This window comes from Pseudomonas sp. TNT2022 ID642, assembly GCF_028656995.1.
Lineage (GTDB): Bacteria > Pseudomonadota > Gammaproteobacteria > Pseudomonadales > Pseudomonadaceae > Aquipseudomonas.
On the sequence record NZ_JAMDGW010000007.1, the window covers coordinates 809,518 to 826,672 of the forward strand.

The 17,155-nt window shown below is 61.1% G+C and carries 17 protein-coding genes; 10 read left to right on the plus strand and 7 right to left on the minus strand.

From position 1 onward, the window contains the following. Window positions 1-29 precede the first annotated feature (29 nt). Entirely contained in the window at window positions 30-368 is a 339-nt protein-coding gene (locus tag M5G26_RS09540) for a hypothetical protein (RefSeq protein ID WP_273915137.1), read from the minus strand. Window positions 369-397: 29 nt separating this feature from the next. Beyond that, a complete protein-coding gene (locus M5G26_RS09545; RefSeq protein ID WP_102902755.1) occupies window positions 398-661 on the minus strand; it encodes a DUF2790 domain-containing protein in 264 nt (87 codons plus the stop codon). Window positions 662-958: 297 nt separating this feature from the next. On the opposite strand from M5G26_RS09545, the gene M5G26_RS09550 reads away from it, so the two are divergent. The 4 genes from M5G26_RS09550 (at window position 959) to M5G26_RS09565 (ending at window position 6,452) form a co-directional block, all read left to right on the plus strand. After that, window positions 959-1,699: a response regulator gene (locus M5G26_RS09550; protein WP_007919579.1), complete on the plus strand. Its 741-nt coding sequence runs from the start codon at window positions 959-961 to the stop codon at window positions 1,697-1,699. Further along, window positions 1,696-3,003: an ATP-binding protein gene (locus M5G26_RS09555; protein WP_273915138.1), complete on the plus strand. Its 1,308-nt coding sequence runs from the start codon at window positions 1,696-1,698 to the stop codon at window positions 3,001-3,003. The genes M5G26_RS09550 and M5G26_RS09555 overlap by 4 nt, the downstream gene beginning before the upstream one ends. A 241-nt stretch (window positions 3,004-3,244) precedes the next feature. Next, window positions 3,245-5,428: a hypothetical protein gene (locus M5G26_RS09560; RefSeq protein WP_273915139.1), complete on the plus strand. Its 2,184-nt coding sequence runs from the start codon at window positions 3,245-3,247 to the stop codon at window positions 5,426-5,428. After that, window positions 5,415-6,452, plus strand: a complete 1,038-nt coding sequence (locus tag M5G26_RS09565; protein ID WP_273915140.1) for an NAD(P)/FAD-dependent oxidoreductase — start codon at window positions 5,415-5,417, stop codon at window positions 6,450-6,452. The genes M5G26_RS09560 and M5G26_RS09565 overlap by 14 nt, the downstream gene beginning before the upstream one ends. Before the next feature lies 1 nt (window position 6,453). Here the strand turns inward: M5G26_RS09565 and M5G26_RS09570 are convergent, their stop codons facing one another. Both M5G26_RS09570 and M5G26_RS09575 read right to left on the minus strand, forming a co-directional pair. Next, on the minus strand, window positions 6,454-7,206 hold the full coding sequence (locus M5G26_RS09570; protein ID WP_273915141.1) for an HvfC family RiPP maturation protein: 753 nt from the start codon (window positions 7,204-7,206) through the stop codon (window positions 6,454-6,456). After that, the gene (locus M5G26_RS09575; protein WP_273915142.1) at window positions 7,199-8,038 is read right to left on the minus strand and encodes an HvfB family MNIO-type RiPP peptide maturase; all 840 of its coding nucleotides are present in this window, start codon (window positions 8,036-8,038) and stop codon (window positions 7,199-7,201) included. The genes M5G26_RS09570 and M5G26_RS09575 overlap by 8 nt, the downstream gene beginning before the upstream one ends. Before the next feature lie 400 nt (window positions 8,039-8,438). On the opposite strand from M5G26_RS09575, the gene M5G26_RS09580 reads away from it, so the two are divergent. Together M5G26_RS09580 and M5G26_RS09585 are read left to right on the plus strand one after the other, a co-directional pair. Continuing rightward, on the plus strand, window positions 8,439-9,485 hold the full coding sequence (locus M5G26_RS09580) for a class I SAM-dependent methyltransferase (RefSeq protein WP_273915174.1): 1,047 nt from the start codon (window positions 8,439-8,441) through the stop codon (window positions 9,483-9,485). 54 nt (window positions 9,486-9,539) lie between these two features. Next, window positions 9,540-10,382 (plus strand): NAD-dependent protein deacetylase, encoded by an 843-nt coding sequence (locus tag M5G26_RS09585; protein WP_273915143.1) that lies wholly within the window; start codon window positions 9,540-9,542, stop codon window positions 10,380-10,382. Window positions 10,383-10,703: 321 nt separating this feature from the next. On the opposite strand, the gene M5G26_RS09590 is transcribed toward M5G26_RS09585, so the two are convergent. Further along, window positions 10,704-11,591 (minus strand): LysR family transcriptional regulator, encoded by an 888-nt coding sequence (locus tag M5G26_RS09590; protein WP_273915144.1) that lies wholly within the window; start codon window positions 11,589-11,591, stop codon window positions 10,704-10,706. Window positions 11,592-11,831: 240 nt separating this feature from the next. Between M5G26_RS09590 and M5G26_RS09595 the strand changes: the two genes are divergently transcribed. From M5G26_RS09595 to M5G26_RS09605, 3 genes are read left to right on the plus strand one after another with little or no spacing between them, the layout of a single operon-like run. Next, the gene (locus M5G26_RS09595; protein ID WP_007919568.1) at window positions 11,832-12,530 is read left to right on the plus strand and encodes a CoA transferase subunit A; all 699 of its coding nucleotides are present in this window, start codon (window positions 11,832-11,834) and stop codon (window positions 12,528-12,530) included. Between the two features lie 24 nt (window positions 12,531-12,554). Further along, window positions 12,555-13,220, plus strand: coding sequence for a CoA transferase subunit B (locus M5G26_RS09600; protein WP_134174048.1), 666 nt, complete (start codon window positions 12,555-12,557; stop codon window positions 13,218-13,220). 11 nt (window positions 13,221-13,231) lie between these two features. Beyond that, complete coding sequence (locus M5G26_RS09605; RefSeq protein ID WP_134174050.1) at window positions 13,232-14,413, plus strand: acetyl-CoA C-acetyltransferase; 1,182 nt, start codon at window positions 13,232-13,234, stop codon at window positions 14,411-14,413. A 232-nt stretch (window positions 14,414-14,645) separates the two neighbouring features. Here M5G26_RS09605 and cobF read toward each other — a convergent pair whose 3' ends face one another. Both cobF and M5G26_RS09615 read right to left on the minus strand, forming a co-directional pair. After that, on the minus strand, window positions 14,646-15,401 hold the full coding sequence (cobF, locus tag M5G26_RS09610) for a precorrin-6A synthase (deacetylating) (protein ID WP_273915145.1): 756 nt from the start codon (window positions 15,399-15,401) through the stop codon (window positions 14,646-14,648). After that, on the minus strand, window positions 15,401-15,970 hold the full coding sequence (locus M5G26_RS09615; RefSeq protein ID WP_273915146.1) for a histidine phosphatase family protein: 570 nt from the start codon (window positions 15,968-15,970) through the stop codon (window positions 15,401-15,403). The genes cobF and M5G26_RS09615 overlap by 1 nt, the downstream gene beginning before the upstream one ends. Window positions 15,971-16,300: 330 nt before the next feature. Here M5G26_RS09615 and M5G26_RS09620 point away from each other — a divergent pair, with 330 nt between their 5' ends. Then, window positions 16,301-17,155: a MurR/RpiR family transcriptional regulator gene (locus M5G26_RS09620; protein WP_034152527.1), complete on the plus strand. Its 855-nt coding sequence runs from the start codon at window positions 16,301-16,303 to the stop codon at window positions 17,153-17,155.

Consider the following 17,155-nt stretch of genomic DNA (forward strand, 5'->3'; position numbering starts at 1 on the left):
ACCCTTGATCAATGAATGTGACGAGCCATTCAGCCGTTCTGGCTGTCCAGCCAATGGCTCTGCGGCGTACGGCTGGCGCCGTTCTCGGCAAACATCTGGCCCTGCGGTGTGCGGCTGGAACCGTCCGCTGCAAACATCTGGCCCTGTGGCGTGCGGCTGGAGCCGTCTGCGGCAACCATCTGGCCCTGTGGCGTGCGGCTGGAGCCGTCTGCGGCAATCAAGCCATCGCTGCCCTGCTTGGCTACTGGCGTCAGTTGGAAGCAGGTGCTGCTGTGGCAGCTATGCTGTTCAACCGCAGCATTGGCATGGGCGGTAACGCCGGCGAGAGAGAAACCGATGGCAGTCAAAAAGCGCGATACGTTGTTCATGGCTGTTTCCTTCTATAAAGAGTGATGACTTAGTTGTCGTTGTTGCAGCCGTCGGCAAATTTGCTGTAATCGAGCACGCGGGTCTGACCGGCCGAATCGAGGTAGGTCATGCGCGCCTCGACAATCCCGCAATTCACCGAGTTGTCCTGTTTCAGCGAGAGCACTTTCTGGATATCCAGGTGGGTGCCGTAGGTGTAGGTTTGCGGGGTGACAGCGGCTTCGGCGCGGGCCGACAGCGTGCAGATGTTCAGCGCGGCGAACAGGCAGGCGGCGATTACGGATTTGTTGTTCATGGCGTTTTCCTCAAGGCTTCAGTGGGTTTGAGCCGAGGCGATCTGTGTGGGCCTCGATGGAGCCTATTTGAGGCTCGCGAGGTATCGCGTCTGTGTCAGGAACAGGCGCGTTTCAATCGCTGTGTATCCCTGCCATCGAGGGATACACAGCGATACAAAACCCTGAAAAAATCGTGTTTTTGCGTCCCCGTGTATCCGCCGACACGGCAGATACACTGCAATACAAAGGCACGCAGGCGAGCCATTGAAGGCTCTATAGACTGCAGGGCATTCCCCTTCTGACTGAGGCTTGAACCGATGGATCATGTCGATCACATTCTCATCGTCGACGACGACCGCGAGATCCGTGAACTGGTGGGCAACTACCTGAAGAAAAACGGTCTGCGCACCACCGTGGTCGCCGACGGCCGGCAGATGCGCAGCTTTCTCGAGGCCAACACCGTCGACCTGATCGTGCTCGATATCATGATGCCCGGTGACGATGGTCTGCAGTTGTGCCGCGAACTGCGTGTGGGCAAACACAAGGCCACACCGGTGTTGATGCTGACCGCGCGCAACGATGAAACCGACCGCATCATCGGTCTGGAAATGGGCGCCGACGATTACCTGACCAAGCCGTTCGCCGCCCGCGAACTGCTCGCGCGGATCAACGCCGTGCTGCGCCGCACGCGGATGCTGCCGCCGAATCTGGTGGTCACCGAGGCCGGTCGATTGCTGGCTTTCGGCCGTTGGCAACTGGACACCTCGGCCCGTCACTTGCTGGACAAGGACGGCACCATGGTCGCCCTCAGCGGCGCCGAATACCGTTTATTGCGAGTGTTCCTCGATCACCCGCAACGGGTACTCAGCCGCGATCAACTGCTCAATCTCACCCAAGGACGCGACGCGGATCTGTTCGACCGCTCGATCGATTTGCTGGTCAGCCGTTTGCGCCAGCGTCTGCTCGATGATGCGCGCGAACCGGCCTACATCAAGACCGTGCGCAGCGAGGGTTATGTGTTCTCGCTGCCGGTCGAAATCCTCGGTGCCCCGGCATGAGCGTCAATCTGCACTGGCCACGCACCCTCGCCTCACGCCTGTCGCTGATTTTCCTGATCGGCTTGCTGCTCGCCCAGGCGCTGTCGTTCGGCGCGCAGTATTACGAACGTTACCAAAGCGCCAAGAACACCATGCTCGGCAATCTGCAAACCGACGTCTCGACCTCGATTGCGATCCTTGATCGCCTGCCTGCCGAAGAGCGCCCTGTCTGGCTCGAGCGTCTGGCGCGAAAAAATTATGGCTACCTGTTGAGCGAAGGCGAACCGGGCACGCCGATCGAGGCCGGGGATGTGCCGGTGGCCGTTACCTCGATCACCGAAGCCATTGGTGAGCGCTATCCGCTGACCTTCACCGACATTCCCGGGCCGAAGAAACACTTTCAGGGCCATCTGCGCCTGAGCGACGGTAGCCCGGTGACTATCGACGTGCGCCCCGCCATGGTCCCGTTATCGCCTTGGTTGCCAGTGGTTTTGCTCGGCCAACTGGCGCTGATGATCGCCTGCACCTGGCTGGCGGTGCGCATTGCGGTCCGCCCCCTGACCCGGCTGGCCGACGCCGTAGAAACCCTCGACCCCAACGCCCACCCGATCAACCTCGACGAAAGCGGCCCGAACGAAGTGGTTTACGCGGCACGGGCATTCAACACCATGCAGGCGCGCATCGCCGCCTACCTCAAGGAACGCATGCAACTGCTGGCGGCGATTTCCCATGACCTGCAAACGCCGATCACGCGGATGAAACTGCGCGCCGAGCTCATGGACGATTGCACCGAGAAAGACAAACTGTGGAATGACCTCAGCGAGATGGAACATCTGGTGCGCGAAGGCGTGGCCTATGCGCGCAGCATCCATGGCTCGACCGAGGAAAGCCGCCGCACCAACATGGATTCCTTCCTCGAAAGCCTGGTGTTCGACTATCAAGACATGGGCAAGCAGGTGCAACTGGTCGGCAAGAGTGCGGCGGTCATCGACACCCGTCCTCATGCGTTGCGCCGAGTGCTGGTGAACCTCACCGACAATGCACTGAAGTTCGCCGGCGCTGCCGAAGTCTGGGTCGAAGCCAACAAGGGCAGCCTGGCAATCACCGTCATGGACCGCGGCCCGGGCATCGCCGATGCCGAGCTGGCGCAGGTGCTGCAACCGTTTTATCGCGTAGAAAACTCGCGAAATCGCGATACCGGCGGTACAGGGCTGGGACTGGCTATTGCCCAGCAACTGGCCATGGCGCTGGGTGGTTCGCTGACCTTGAGCAACCGCGAGGGTGGCGGATTGTGCGCTGAGTTGAAGTTGCCGCTGCATCCATAAACGCTTTAACGGCGCCTGTTTAAACGCTACCGACCAGTACCGGTCGGTAGCCTGCACACCGCCGCGCCAATGCCTACAACTTCATCAGAATCCACTGACTGTGCGCCTTGGCTGATGCGCTTATGGTTGTGTTGCCCGTTTCGCACTGTTCACCATTGGTCGCCACTGTCAGATCTGACAGTGGCGAGCCGGCGCCGGGCTGCGGTTCCATGACGATTGGCCCAACCTGTCGAGGCGCAACATGAATCTGCTCGAATCGGTCACCCACGTGTGCAGGCGACTGGCGCCAGGCGGCTGGCATTCGCTGATGCTCGCCCATGGCCTGGACCTGCTCGGCGAACCGCTGGCGGCGGAATTGCAAAAGCCACTGAACATTGATCGTTCATTGCCCGGGTTTGCCGATTTCGCCCTGGCCGGGAGCCGCGCGATTGAAGCCGGCGCACCGGCGCGCAGCCTGCTCTACCACGCACTGGCCTCGCCCAACGTGCTCTGCGATGAGAACGGGCAAACATTGCAGCTGTTTCCCACCGCCGCTGAGATCGAGACAGTGCTCGACTATGTCTACAGCGTCAGCCCGCCCACGCTCGACAGTCTGCGCAGCAAAGTGTTGGGCGCACCGTTGGCAATGGTCGCGTTTGCCAGTGAATATCGCTGCGCCGCCGACACCGTGCATGGCCGGCATGCCGACTTGTGTTTCTCGCGCACCGGCATTGCCCGCGTCGGCACCGCCTCCGCGCGTTATGACGCCACGCTGCGCAGTTTCCTGCCCTTCGTCGACGATGACCCGCACGGCATCCGGGTGATGCCAGTGCGCTACAGCGCCTACATTGCCGTGCAACTGAAGGGCGATGCCGAACGCTTCGGGCCGATGGATTTCCAGGCGGACATCGATGCCGAACTGGATTTCTGGGTGCCGCTGCACAAGTTGTTCAATGGCTCGCAATGCCTGCAAGGCATGAACCTGACGGTGTCGCTGGACAATCACCAGATCAACGAAAAGCTGCGACATATCCATTTACGCCACAGCGGCACCGGTTGGCAGGAACCGCAGATCAACCAGCCGCCCTTCGTCGTTACCGACAATCTGGCGCATTGGGCCTCTGTCGCGGATTTCGGCCCTGGTGTGCTGTTGCCCGAGGCCACAACACGGCTGGTCGCGCCGGCCGAGTATCAGGGGCAGCCGCTGTCCTTTGTGATGCCGGCCAACACCGGCGGCATGGTTCACGGACGTCACCGGGTCGAGGCCGATGGCAGCATCGAGGACTTGAACGACCACGAAGATGTCGAGGAATTGGTGCGTCAGGGCGGTTATCGCGCCTTGCATTATCAGGACGGTACCGCCGATGGCTGGGTGCGGCCACGCTGCCCGGTGCTGCAAAACAGTTTGCCGACGGTGGCGACCTATTCGGTGATCGGCCCTCCGGATTTCTACCCGCTGTGCAGTCAACGCAAGCTGTTGCACTGGATCAGCGACGAGCCGACGTTACCCGGCGCCGATCTCTGGCATGCACGACTGGAGGCGCTTTCCAATGTCCGCTACTGCGCCAACCTGGACTTGCAGGATCAGTTGTTCTCCCCCGCCGATCGAGGGGTGAGCGCCATCGTCGGTCTCGCCGATCAAACCGGTATGCTGCAAACCTCCACCACACTAACGTCGCCATCGCGCCCGACCGCGCTGCCCGACGGCGCCGCCGGGGTGTTCGGGCCCGGCTGGGAGGTCGGCTGGGTGCGCCAGCGGACTCCGGATGCTGAGTGGATCAACGTCCTCGCCGGCTATCAGATGGCCAGCCCGTTTCCCGAGGATGCGAAGATTTGCGCGGCGCTAGGTTCTTTCTGGCCCGGCGTATCCCCTGATTCGGCGCGGGTCTTCGAGCCGCGCTCGACACTGCACAGCATCATTCCCCTGACCGATGAGGAAATCGGCATGGGCGGCGATGTGGCCTGGGATGATCAGCGCGGCCCGCAACTGATCACTCAAGACGATCGGCTGATCGTTCAGTACCACGCGTACGCCCATGCCGACTACACACAAGTCGCCCTTGATGGCCGGTTTTCCCTGGGCATGACCGGTCGCACCTCGCAAACCGAGTATCAGCATCGCGTGCGGTCGATGTATCGCGTGTACCGCGTGCTCGGCGCCGCCAGCGACAAACCGCTGCGCAATGCCTGGCCGCTGTTGTCGTTCGTTGAAGTACTGCGGCCGAATGCCGAGCTGGATATTGCGCAGGAGGAGTCCGGTCAGATCCTTGACGGCTGGGTGCAGCGCTTTTTGCTGTACAAGCGCGGCGCCGTGCAGATCGCTGAAAGCGATTTCAGGTTGCGCCACGTCGAAGTCGAAGCGCTGGTGATTCTGTTGCTCAGCGCTGATGCGATCCTGATCAAAACCGACACGTTGCCGTGGCAGGTCGCCCATGAGGCATTTTGATGTCGTAGTCGTCGGCGCCGGGCCTGCGGGCTGCGCAACGGCAATCAGCGGTGCCCGGCTTGGCCTGCGCGTGGCCCTGATCGAACGGCAAACGTTCCCACGGTTTCGCCCCGGCGAAAGCCTGCATCCGGGCATCGAACCGCTGCTGCAGCAACTGGGTGTCGCCGAGCAGCTGTGTGGTCGCGCGGCCCGGCGTTTCGACGGCCAATGGGTGCACTGGGACGGCCCGCCCCGTTTCAATGGTTTCGGCGCCGATGAACGTGGCATCTGGCAGGGTTTTCATCTGGAACGGGCACAATTGGACGCGACATTACTGTCACGAGCCGCCGCTTTGGGCGTAAAGGTACAACAGCCCTGCGGGGCACGGCGGGTGCTCACTAAGGCCAATCGCGTCATCGGCGTGGACACCGACAGTGGATGCGTGTACGCGCCCTATGTAATTGATGCCAGCGGCGCTCGCGGCTGGTTGAGTCACCAACTCGAGCTGCCGATCCGCCACTGTTCACCGCCGCTGCTGGTGCGTTACGGCTACTTGCGGGGTCGTAGCGCGACCTTTGCCAGGGCCGCGCACTTGCAGGCCGATCCTGGCGGGTGGACATGGATCGCCCAGGTAGAGGAGCGTTTGTTGCATTGGACGCGCCTGACGTTCGAACAAAACGCGCCAATGTCTCGGGCAACGACGCTTCCCGAGGCACTGCAAGCGCTGCCAGCCTTGGGTCCGCTACGCGGCGCCGATGTGACCTGGCGCATCACCCCGGCCGCCGCCGGTGCCGGCTATTTTCTGGTGGGTGATGCCGCTAACCGGCTCGACCCGGCGTCTTCCCACGGCGTACTCAAAGCATTGATGAGCGGCATGCAGGCCGCGCAAGTGCTGGCAGATTGTCTGCACCGGCCGGCCTTGCAAGTGCCGGCGCAGATGCAGTATCGGCAATGGCTGAGCGACGGGTTCGCACACGATATGGCGCAACTGCAAGTCTTCTACCGTCAGCACCCTGGCCCGCCGTCATGGCTGTCTGTTGATTGACTCAGACGACGCTGCCGAGCACCGCATCTTCATGCAATTGCCGCAACAACACTGATCCGCTGTCCATGAATGCCACGCTCGCGGGCACACCCGCTTCCCCTGCCAAACCTTGCAACTGCTGACGACCATCAAGGTCAGGAAACTCTTCAATGCGCTGCATCAAGCGCCAGGCCAGCGGACTCAGTTCGGAAAACTTCACACTCCAGTCCGCCGCACGCCGCACCAGCAACAGCGTCGGTTGAGCCGGTGGCGTGACGGGCTGATGGTTCGGATCAAGTTCATGCACCGGCCACACATACGCCAACGGCCAGGCCAGCGCCGAGATCAGCAGCGGGCGTTCCAGCAACAGCGCCGGATCGGTCGACGGCAGCGCCTGAGCATCGGACTGTTGCAGGGCCATCTCGACCCACTCGTAATGCGCCAGCTCCAGCAAAAACGCCGGCCACTTGCCTTCGTGCAATACCTGCGGTTGCGTGGCCAGATAGTCGAGAAAGGTTTCGGCAATCTCGCCGAACTTTGGTGTCTGCGCTCGCCAGTCCCGCAAAAAGCCGCGTACCAGCAAACCCCAGCGTTGCTCACCGATGATCCGGATCAATACCGGGAACGTGCCGCTTAGCAATTGCGATACGTTGTTGAACACCAGATCACGATAGACGTTGACCCGCGCCGCGTTCATGTCGGCCGGCGGCAATTGATGGTCGGGATCGCGCAAATACCGGGTCAGCGCTTGTTGTTGCAGTATCAGGTTATCCACGATGGTCTCCCCCCGCCTGCAAGTGGCGAATGGTTTGCAACTCAGCGACCAGTTCAGAAAATGTCGGGAAATTGAAATCCCGTTCGAGCAGCGTTGGCTGTGCGCCAAATCGGGCATAGGCCACAGCCAGCAGCGACCAGACCTGCGGTTTTACCGAGGCGCCATGGGTGTCGATTTTCAGCGTGTCGGACTCATCGAAATGCCCGGCCACGTGCATGCCGACCACCCGGCCCGGCTCGATACCGGCGAGAAAGGTTTGCGCATCGAATCCGTGGTTGATCGCGTTGACGTAGACATTGTTGACGTCCAGCAGCAGATCGCAATCGGCTTCGCGCAGCACCGCATTGGTGAAGGTCACCTCATCCATGTCCTGACGCGGGGCGGCATAGTAAGAGACGTTTTCCACGGCCAGACGCCGGCCGAGCATGTCCTGAGCCTGACGGATCCGCGCGGCAACGTGGTGCACTGCTTCTTCGGTGAACGGCAACGGCAGCAGATCATAAAGATGCCCGTCATCACTGCAGTAACTCAGGTGTTCGCTGTACAGCGGCACGTTGTAATGGTCGAGAAATATCCGCACTTCCTGCAAGAAACCGACATCCAGCGGCGCCGACCCGCCAAGTGACAGCGACAACCCGTGGCAGGACAACGGATAGCGTTCGGCCAGTTCACGCAACGCCGCACCATGGGCACCGCCGACGCCGATCCAGTTTTCCGGAGCGACTTCGAGAAAGTCGAAATCGCCGCTGCGGGCAGCTTGTAGGTCTTTGAGCAGGCCACGGCGCAGACCGAGGCCGACGCTGGGTTGCGCTAATAACGGAGGAATGTGCATGGGATGTACCTCAGCAGTGGGTTTTGCCGAGTTGAACCGCTGGCTGTATCACGGCTGTGTACACATGACCGGGCATTTGCAGCGCTGTGTATCCTCCAACCACCGCGATACACAGTGATACACACCGAAAAACCTGTGGGATGCTCGCGAAGGCTGCCGGACAGTCGACAACGATGACGACTGGGCTGGCCTCTTCGCGAGCAGGCTCGCTCCCACCGAGGTTTTCAGTGTTCACAAAGACAGCGCCAGCCCCGGACCGGGGCTAGACTCATTCATTACCCAGTCGAGGGGGACGCAGGACGTCAGCCGTGCCCTGCCCAACTCCGTGACCACCGCCCGGTGGCGCACGCCTCGACCTTCGACGCCGCCGGACCGTGATCCTGTTTCAGGAGCACACATGATGGACGAGGCGAAGCTCAACCAATTCATGGGCAAACTGGTCAACGACATGGGCGGCGCGGCGATGCTGGCCAATGTCATCGTCGGCGAAGAACTCGGCCTGTACCGGGCCATGGCCGACAGCCAGCCGATCAGTGCCGATGCCCTCGCCGCCAAAACCACCTGCAATCCGCGTCTGGTGCGCGAATGGCTTAGCGCCCATGCGGCCTCCGGCTACATGGAGCACCACGACGGGCAGTTCCGCTTGCCGGAAGAACAGGCGCTGGCCCTGGCCGTCGAGGACTCTGCGGTCTACGTCGCCGGCGGCCTCGGGGTGGTGGCGTCGTTTTTCCATGACAAGGACAAACTGGTCAAAGCCATGCGCGGCAACGGCGCCCTGCCCTGGGGCGATCACCATCCGTGCATGTTCACCGGCACCGAGCGGTTCTTCCGGCCGGGTTATAAAGGCCACCTGATCGCCGAATGGCTACCAGCGCTGGACGGTGTGGTGGCCAAGCTTGAAGAAGGCGCCAAAGTCGCCGACATCGGCTGCGGCCATGGCGCCTCAACAGTGATCATGGCCCAGGCCTTTCCCAACTCGCGTTTCGTCGGCTATGACTATCACGCACCGTCGATCACTGTCGCCACCCAACGCGCCGAGGAAGGTGGGGTCAGCAGCCGGGCGAAGTTTTTCCAGGGTTCGGCGAAGAGCTACCCCGGCGATGACTATGACCTGATCTGCTATTTCGACTGCCTGCATGACATGGGCGACCCGGTCGGCGCCGCGCGTCACGCTTATGACTCGTTGAAGGACGACGGCACGGTGTTGCTGGTCGAGCCGTTCGCCAACGATACCCTGGACGACAACATCAACCCGGTCGGGCGGCTGTTCTATGCGGCCTCGACGTTTATCTGCACACCGAACTCGCTGTCGCAGGAAGTCGGCCTCGGCCTGGGCGCGCAAGCAGGGGAAATGCGTTTGCGCAAAGTGTTTTCCGAGGCCGGGTTCAAGCACTTCCGTCGGGCCACGCAAACACCGTTCAACCTGATTCTGGAGGCACGCAAGTAACCCGCGCGGGTCGCGTGCTAACCTGCTGGCACTGCCCATTTCGGAGCGCTGACCATGCTCGACAGCCCGACCCGCGAACACCTCGACACCTTGCAAGAGGTGATGGCCGATGGCGACTTCCTCGTCCTGACCGGAGCCGGCATCAGCACGCCGTCGGGCATTCCGGATTACCGCGACAGCGACGGTGTACGCCGTGGCCGGCAGCCGATGATGTACCAGGAATTCCTCGCCGCCCCCGAGTCGCGCCGCCGCTATTGGGCACGTGCGATGCTGGGTTGGCCGAGGGTGCGTCAGGCGCGGCCGAATGCGGCCCACCAAGCATTGGCCGATTTGCAGCACCGTGGATTGATCCACGACTTGATCACCCAGAACGTCGACACCCTGCACGATCAGGCCGGCAGCCACGATGTCATCGAACTGCACGGCAGCCTGCATCGGGTCCTCTGCCTGGACTGTGGCCAGCGCAGTGAGCGTGATTCGATTCAGCAATTGATGGAACGGCAAAATCCGTATCTGGCCGGGGTCGATGCGGTACAGGCGCCGGATGGCGACACCCTGCTTGATCCGGCGTTCGAGGCGCGTTTTCAAGTGCCGCAGTGTCCGCATTGCGCTGGCGAGCGGATGAAACCGGACGTGGTGTTTTTCGGCGAGAACGTCGCGCAGCACACGGCGGCTCGGGCGATGATGGCGGCAGAAAATGCTTCGGGGATGTTGGTGGTGGGGTCTTCGTTGATGGCGTATTCGGCGTTTCGGTTGTGCCGGGTGATTGCCGATCGTGGCAAGCCGTTGATTGCGATCAATCTGGGCAAGACCCGCGCGGATGATTTGCTGGATTTGAAAATTGAAGCGTCGTGTGAACAGCTTTTGCCGTTGTTGGTGGAAGTGCTGGATCGGTGAGTTGCTGCACTTTGTGCTCGACTCAGGACCCCAGCCCCTCACCCTAGCCCTCTCCCAAGGGAGAGGGAACTGACCGAGTTGTCTGGGCTGAATACTGCGACCTGAAAATGCTGAGTCGAGCTCACAAGCTGAATAACCCCCGACCAGCTCCCTTCCCGCTAGCACCAGGCCTCTCCCAAGGGAGAGGGGACTGACCGAGTTGTTGTGAAGCGAAACATCGACCTGAAAATTTCAAGTCGAACCCATTTTCTGAAATGCCCCTGATCAGCTCCCTGCCCCCTCGCCCCCCTGGGGGAGAGGGTTGGGGTGAGGGGGTAGATCTCACAGTCGCCCAAGATCTTCAGCCTTGAGAATATCGAACAACGCCTGCGCCGCTGCCGACAGTTCATTGCCCGGCTCGGTCAGCACGCCGATGGCCCGCTCCACCGAATCATCCAGCGTCAGACAGTGGGCGCCCAGCTCCTGCATCTGCTCGGCGCACAACGCCGGGACGGCGCTGACGCCCAGACCGCTGGCGACCATGCGCCCAACCGTGGCCAATTGATGACTTTCAAACTCCACCGGCAACTTCATGCCGCGCGCCTGCAGGTGCTCTTCGAGCATCACCCGCACCGTTGAGGGTCGTTGCAAGGTGATGAACGGCTCCTGCAATAACGTCTGCCAATCGATCTCGCTGCGCTGCGCCAGCGGCGAATCCTTCGGCACCACTGCGACGAAGCGATCCATGTACAACGGCGTAAACGTCATCGAAGTGTTTTGCATCGGCTCGAACGCCACCCCCAGTTCCACCTGACGATCACGAACCATCTCCAGCACTTGCTCGTTGATCACGTCGTTGACCGTGACGTTGACGTTCGGATAGCGCGCGCGAAAGGTCTTGAGGATCGGCGGCAGCAGATTACCGGCAAACGACGGCATCGCCGCCAGCGTCACTCGCCCGCGCTGCAAGCTGAAGCGTTGGCGCATCTCGTCTTCGGCGTTGTCCCAGTCGGCGATCAGACGTCGGGCCAGTGGCAGCAAGGATTCACCTTCGGCAGTCAGCGCCACGTTGCGGGTGTTGCGGCTGAACAGGCGCCCGCCGAGGCCTTCCTCCAGCGCTTTGATGGTCAGGCTCAACGCCGATTGCGACAGGTGCAGGCGCTCGCAGGCCACGGCGAAGCTGAGGCTCTGGGCCACGGCGAGGAAGGCGCGGATCTGTTTGATGGTCATACTCAAACCTCTGAACATGAAACTCGGTCAGGTAGGAGCTGCCGGAGGCTGCGATCTTTTGATCTTGGTTTTATCAGATCAAAAGATCGCAGCCTTCGGCAGCTCCTACAGGGGGCAGATGCATTTGTTGAGCTTTATCAATCAATCGACCTTAAAAATCAACTTAACAAATATATCTTCCAGCGAGACACTCCAACCATTCGGCTAGCCAGCCGCCCGCAAATAATAAAAGAGGTGCATATGGCAGGTTTCGACAAGCGCGTGAGTTCCTACGAAGAAGCCCTGGCCGGGCTTGAGGACGGCATGACCGTCATCGCCGGCGGCTTCGGTCTGTGCGGCATTCCGGAAAACCTGATCGCCGAGATCAAGCGCAAAGGCACCCGCGACCTCACCGTCGTCTCCAACAACTGCGGCGTCGACGGTTTTGGCCTCGGCGTGCTGCTCACCGACCGTCAGATCAGCAAAGTCATTGCCTCTTATGTCGGCGAGAACAAGCTGTTCGAAGAGCAACTGCTCAAGGGCGACATCGAAGTCATCCTGACCCCGCAAGGCACCCTCGCCGAGAAGATGCGCGCAGGCGGCGCCGGCATTCCGGCCTTCTTCACCGCCACCGGCGTCGGCACCCCGGTCGCCGAAGGCAAGGAAGTGCGCGAATTCAAGGGTCGCAAGTACCTGATGGAAGAATCCATCACCGGCGACTTCGCCATCGTCAAAGGCTGGAAAGCCGACCACTTCGGCAACGTCGTCTACCGTCACACCGCGCAGAACTTCAACCCGCTGGCCGCCACCGCCGGCAAGATCACCGTGGTTGAAGTCGAAGAAATCGTCGAACCCGGCGAACTCGATCCATCGCAGATCCACACCCCGGGCATCTACGTCGATCGGGTCATTTGCGGCACGTTCGAAAAACGCATCGAACAGCGCACCATCCGCAAATAATTCAGGCTGACGGAGAATAAAAACATGGCACTTACCCGCGAACAAATGGCTCAGCGTGTCGCCCGCGAAATGCAGGACGGCTTTTATGTGAACCTCGGCATCGGCATTCCGACCCTGGTCGCCAACTACATTCCCGAAGGCATGGAAGTCATGCTGCAATCGGAAAACGGCCTGCTCGGCATGGGTCCGTTCCCGACCGAAGACACCATCGATGCCGACATGATCAACGCCGGCAAACAGACCGTGACCGCGCGCATCGGCGCGTCGATTTTCAACTCGGCCGAATCCTTCGCGATGATCCGTGGTGGCCACGTCGACCTGACCGTACTCGGCGCGTTCGAAGTGGACGTCGAAGGCAACATCGCTTCGTGGATGATCCCCGGCAAACTGGTCAAGGGCATGGGCGGCGCGATGGATCTGGTGGCCGGCGCCGACAACATCATCGTAATCATGACCCACGCATCGAAGGACGGTGAGTCCAAGCTGCTCGCCAAATGCAGCCTGCCGCTGACCGGCGCCGGTTGCATCAAACGCGTGCTGACCGACCTCGCCTACCTGGAAATCGAAAATGGCGCTTTTGTCCTCAAGGAACGCGCACCTGGCGTCAGCGTCGAGGAAATCGTCGCCAAAACCGCTGGTAAACTGATCGTCCCGGATCACGTACCGGAAATGCAGTTCGCTGCCGAGTGAGGAATTCGAAAATGCAAGACGTCGTAATTGTTGCCGCCACGCGTACCGCGATCGGCAGTTTCCAGGGTTCGCTGGCCAGCGTGTCCGCGGTGGATCTGGGCGCGGCGGTGATCCGTCAGTTGCTCGAACAAACCGGTCTGGACGGTGCGCAGGTCGATGAAGTGATCATGGGCCAGGTGTTGACCGCCGGCGCCGGCCAGAACCCGGCACGCCAGGCCGCGATCAAGGCTGGCCTGCCGCACGCGGTACCGGCGCTGACCCTGAACAAGGTCTGCGGTTCGGGTCTCAAGGCCCTGCACCTCGGCGCGCAGGCGATCCGTTGCGGAGACGCTGATGTGATCATCGCCGGCGGCCAGGAAAACATGAGCCTGTCCAACTACGTCATGCCGGGCGCACGCACTGGTCTGCGCATGGGCCACGCGCAAATCGTCGACACCATGATCAGTGACGGTCTGTGGGATGCGTTCAACGATTACCACATGGGCATCACCGCCGAGAATCTGGTCGACAAGTACGAAATCAGCCGCGAGCAGCAGGACGCCTTCGCCGCAGCCTCGCAGCAGAAAGCCGCCGCAGCGATTGAGGCCGGCCGTTTTGTCGATGAAATCACCCCGATCCTGATTCCACAGCGCAAAGGCGATCCAGTGGCGTTCAAGGTTGACGAACAACCGCGTGGCGACACCACCGCCGAATCCCTGGCAAAACTGCGTCCGGCGTTCAAAAAGGACGGCAGCGTCACCGCCGGTAATGCTTCGTCGCTGAATGACGGCGCCGCTGCGGTCATCCTGATGAGCGCCGAGAAAGCCAAAGCCCTCGGCCTGCCGGTTCTGGCGAAAATCGCCGCCTACGCCAACGCCGGCGTTGATCCGGCAATCATGGGCATTGGACCGGTGTCGGCAACCCGCCGCTGCCTCGACAAGGCGGGCTGGAACATCGACCAGCTCGACCTGATCGAAGCCAACGAAGCGTTTGCCGCGCAATCGCTGGCGGTGGCCAAGGATCTGCAGTGGGATCTGGACAAGGTCAACGTCAACGGCGGTGCCATCGCCTTGGGTCACCCGATCGGTGCATCGGGTTGCCGTGTGCTGGTGACCTTGCTGCATGAAATGATCAAGCGTGATGCGAAGAAGGGTCTGGCGACCCTGTGCATCGGCGGCGGCCAGGGTGTAGCGCTGGCCCTGGAACGCGCATAACCAGAGTTCAACAGTGAATGGCGGATCCACGACATCCGCCGCTTGCTGGCAACAAAAACCCGGTGCGACTTGCGTTGCACCGGGTGTTTTTTTGCCTGTTCGAAATATGCGTTGAATGTTCCGCCGCCTTCGCGAGCAGGCTCACTCCCACAGGGAATGCATTTCAAAATGTGGGAGCGGCGGTGCGACGATTCGACCTGCTCGCGAAGAGGCCCGCCCGGCCAGCGAAAATCTAGGATTTGCGCAGCAAGTACGTATCCATGATCCACCCATGCTCCGCTCGCGCCGCCTTGCGCACCCGCTCGATCTCATCGGCGACATCGGCAAGTCTGCCACTGATCAAAATCTCGTCCGGTGTGCCCAGGTAAGCCCCCCAGTAAATCTCGGTCTGCTGATCGGCGACCCGGTGATACGAATCTTCAGCATCAAGCATCACCACCAGACTGTCCGTATCACTCACCTGCCCCGCTGCCAAACGCCGCCCGGTGGTGATTTCAATGGAATGGCCGATCGTGTTCAGCGGCACCTTGTGCTGCGCCGCCAACGCCTGAACACTGGTAATCCCGGGGATCACGTCAAACTCGAAGGCACACGTGCCCGAAGCAAGAATCGCCTGAAGGATGCGCACGGTGCTGTCGTACAACGCCGGGTCGCCCCAGACGAGGAAACCGCCGCACTGACCATCAGACAATTCGTCATTGATCAGGCGTTCGAAGGTCTGCTGCTTGGCACGGTTCAGGTCATCGACACTGGCCGTGTAGTCGACATCGCCGCGTTCGCGCTCCGGGCTGTGGGCTTCGACGAAGCGATAGTCAGGGTCGCTGATGTAGCGTTCACAAATCTCACGGCGCAGGTCGATCAGCTTGTCCTTGCTCTGGCCTTTGTCCAGCAAAAAAAACACGTCGACCCGATTCAGCGCCTTCACGGCCTGCATCGTGATGTAGTCGGGGTTACCGGCACCGATGCCGATCACCAGCAGTTGTTTCATCAAAGTGCTCCTTTAACGTCCAGGCTTGGCAGGCGCAGACGCCAGCGCCCGGTGAAGCGTAGTTCGACCATCGACAGCGGTTCGACATCAATGTCATGAAACGCCGCACCGCTCATCGCGTGGCTCAGCGCAGCGCGGATGACAAACGGGTGCGTCACCGCCACCACCTGTCCCGGCATGGCTTGCAGACTGCTCAGCCAAATCGCCACGCGCTCGCACAACTGCGTCACCGACTCACCGCCGTGAGGTGTCGCATGGGGATCTTCGAGCCAGGCGTGCAGCGCCGCGCCTTCAGAGTTTTGCAGGGATTTGATCGACCTCCCGTGCCAGTGTCCCCAGTCACAATCGCGCAGCGCCTCGTCGATCTGCGCATCCGCGCCAAACCACGCCGCCGTCTGCCGCGTGCGCAATTCCGGCGCGCAAATCAAGCGTCGCGCGGCGTCGAAACGCTCGACCAGTGCACCTGACGCCAGGTCGATATTTTCAACGGGTTCATTCGTAGGAAAACACGCCAATTTCTGTGCGACGGTTCGAGCATGGCAAATCAATGTCAAACGAGTGGTTTGCACAGGCATCGCTCCGATAGGCCCTGATAAAAATCAACGGCACAAAGCCGCTCTTTGGGCAATTGTGCCGCAAACCGAGGGTCGCAGGGCTGCTGGATAGCCACCGGTAAAAACCGACGACGGCAGGAAAACGGCAATATCTGACAGCGTTGTGGGCAATGGACTACAAGGCCGGTCGAAATCCGTGTAGCCCTTGTTACACGGGCACCGCGCCCCATTTTGGCGCCGTTTCAACACGCTGAAAAATTCACTAGACATGTAACGTCAGTTACATAAATACTGTTTTAACGGATTATGAAGCGAATTCAACACCCTCATCCAGCAGGAGCCCGGATGCCCCCTCTCAGAGACCTGATCACCGATCCCGGCCTGGATCTTACGCCGTCGGAGCGCAAAGTCGTTCGCGCCTTGCTTGATCAGTACCCACGCAACGGTCTGGGGCCGATGGCGCGTCTGGCCGAACATGCCGGCGTCAGCGATCCGACCATTGTGCGGCTGGTGAAAAAACTCGGCTTCGGCGGTTATGCCGAATTCCAGGATGCCCTGCTCAGCGACATGGACCACCGCTTGCGCTCGCCGCGCACGCTGTTGCAACCGCGCGCCCATCAGCACAAGGACGACGCCTGGAGCCACTATCTGGGCGACAGCCATCGCCTGCTGGTCGAAACCCAATCACTGACCCAACCCGAAGACGTGCGCATTCTCACCGACTGGCTGCTCGACGCGCGGCATCAGGTGTACTGCTTCGGCGGGCGCTTTAGCAGCCTGATGGCCACTTACCTGCTCAATCACCTGCGTCTGCTGCGCCCCGGTTGCTTCGCTTTGGAAGACAACGCGCAACTGCCCGATCGCCTGTTCGATCTGCAACGCCAGGACGTCGTGCTGCTGTTCGATTACCGCCGCTACCAGACTCAGGCCCTGCGGGTCGCCAGTGCGGCGAAGAACAACAACGCCCGTGTGGTGTTGTTCACCGACATCTATGCCTCGCCGCTGCGCGAACTGGCCGACCTGATCATCAGCGCCCCGGTGGAATCGGCCTCGCCGTTCGACACCATGGTCCCGGCGCTGGCTCAGGTCGAAGCACTGATCGCCTGCCTGACCCTGCGCACCGAAAACCTCGCCGATCGCCTGGAAGGCATCGATGCCCTGCGCAATGACTTCAACACCCACCTGCTGGAGGATAAATAA

Coding starts and splice junctions, on each gene's coding strand:
- M5G26_RS09555 (WP_273915138.1), top strand. CDS start 1,696: ATGAGCGTCAATCTGCACTGGCCACGCACCCTCGCCTCACGCCTGTCG.
- M5G26_RS09605 (WP_134174050.1), top strand. CDS start 13,232: ATGCAAGACGTCGTAATTGTTGCCGCCACGCGTACCGCGATCGGCAGT.
- M5G26_RS09545 (WP_102902755.1), bottom strand. CDS start 661: ATGAACAACAAATCCGTAATCGCCGCCTGCCTGTTCGCCGCGCTGAAC.
- M5G26_RS09580 (WP_273915174.1), top strand. CDS start 8,439: ATGGACGAGGCGAAGCTCAACCAATTCATGGGCAAACTGGTCAACGAC.
- M5G26_RS09600 (WP_134174048.1), top strand. CDS start 12,555: ATGGCACTTACCCGCGAACAAATGGCTCAGCGTGTCGCCCGCGAAATG.
- M5G26_RS09595 (WP_007919568.1), top strand. CDS start 11,832: ATGGCAGGTTTCGACAAGCGCGTGAGTTCCTACGAAGAAGCCCTGGCC.
- M5G26_RS09590 (WP_273915144.1), bottom strand. CDS start 11,591: ATGACCATCAAACAGATCCGCGCCTTCCTCGCCGTGGCCCAGAGCCTC.
- M5G26_RS09565 (WP_273915140.1), top strand. CDS start 5,415: ATGAGGCATTTTGATGTCGTAGTCGTCGGCGCCGGGCCTGCGGGCTGC.
- M5G26_RS09620 (WP_034152527.1), top strand. CDS start 16,301: ATGCCCCCTCTCAGAGACCTGATCACCGATCCCGGCCTGGATCTTACG.
- M5G26_RS09575 (WP_273915142.1), bottom strand. CDS start 8,038: ATGCACATTCCTCCGTTATTAGCGCAACCCAGCGTCGGCCTCGGTCTG.
- M5G26_RS09550 (WP_007919579.1), top strand. CDS start 959: ATGGATCATGTCGATCACATTCTCATCGTCGACGACGACCGCGAGATC.
- cobF (WP_273915145.1), bottom strand. CDS start 15,401: ATGAAACAACTGCTGGTGATCGGCATCGGTGCCGGTAACCCCGACTAC.
- M5G26_RS09560 (WP_273915139.1), top strand. CDS start 3,245: ATGAATCTGCTCGAATCGGTCACCCACGTGTGCAGGCGACTGGCGCCA.
- M5G26_RS09540 (WP_273915137.1), bottom strand. CDS start 368: ATGAACAACGTATCGCGCTTTTTGACTGCCATCGGTTTCTCTCTCGCC.
- M5G26_RS09585 (WP_273915143.1), top strand. CDS start 9,540: ATGCTCGACAGCCCGACCCGCGAACACCTCGACACCTTGCAAGAGGTG.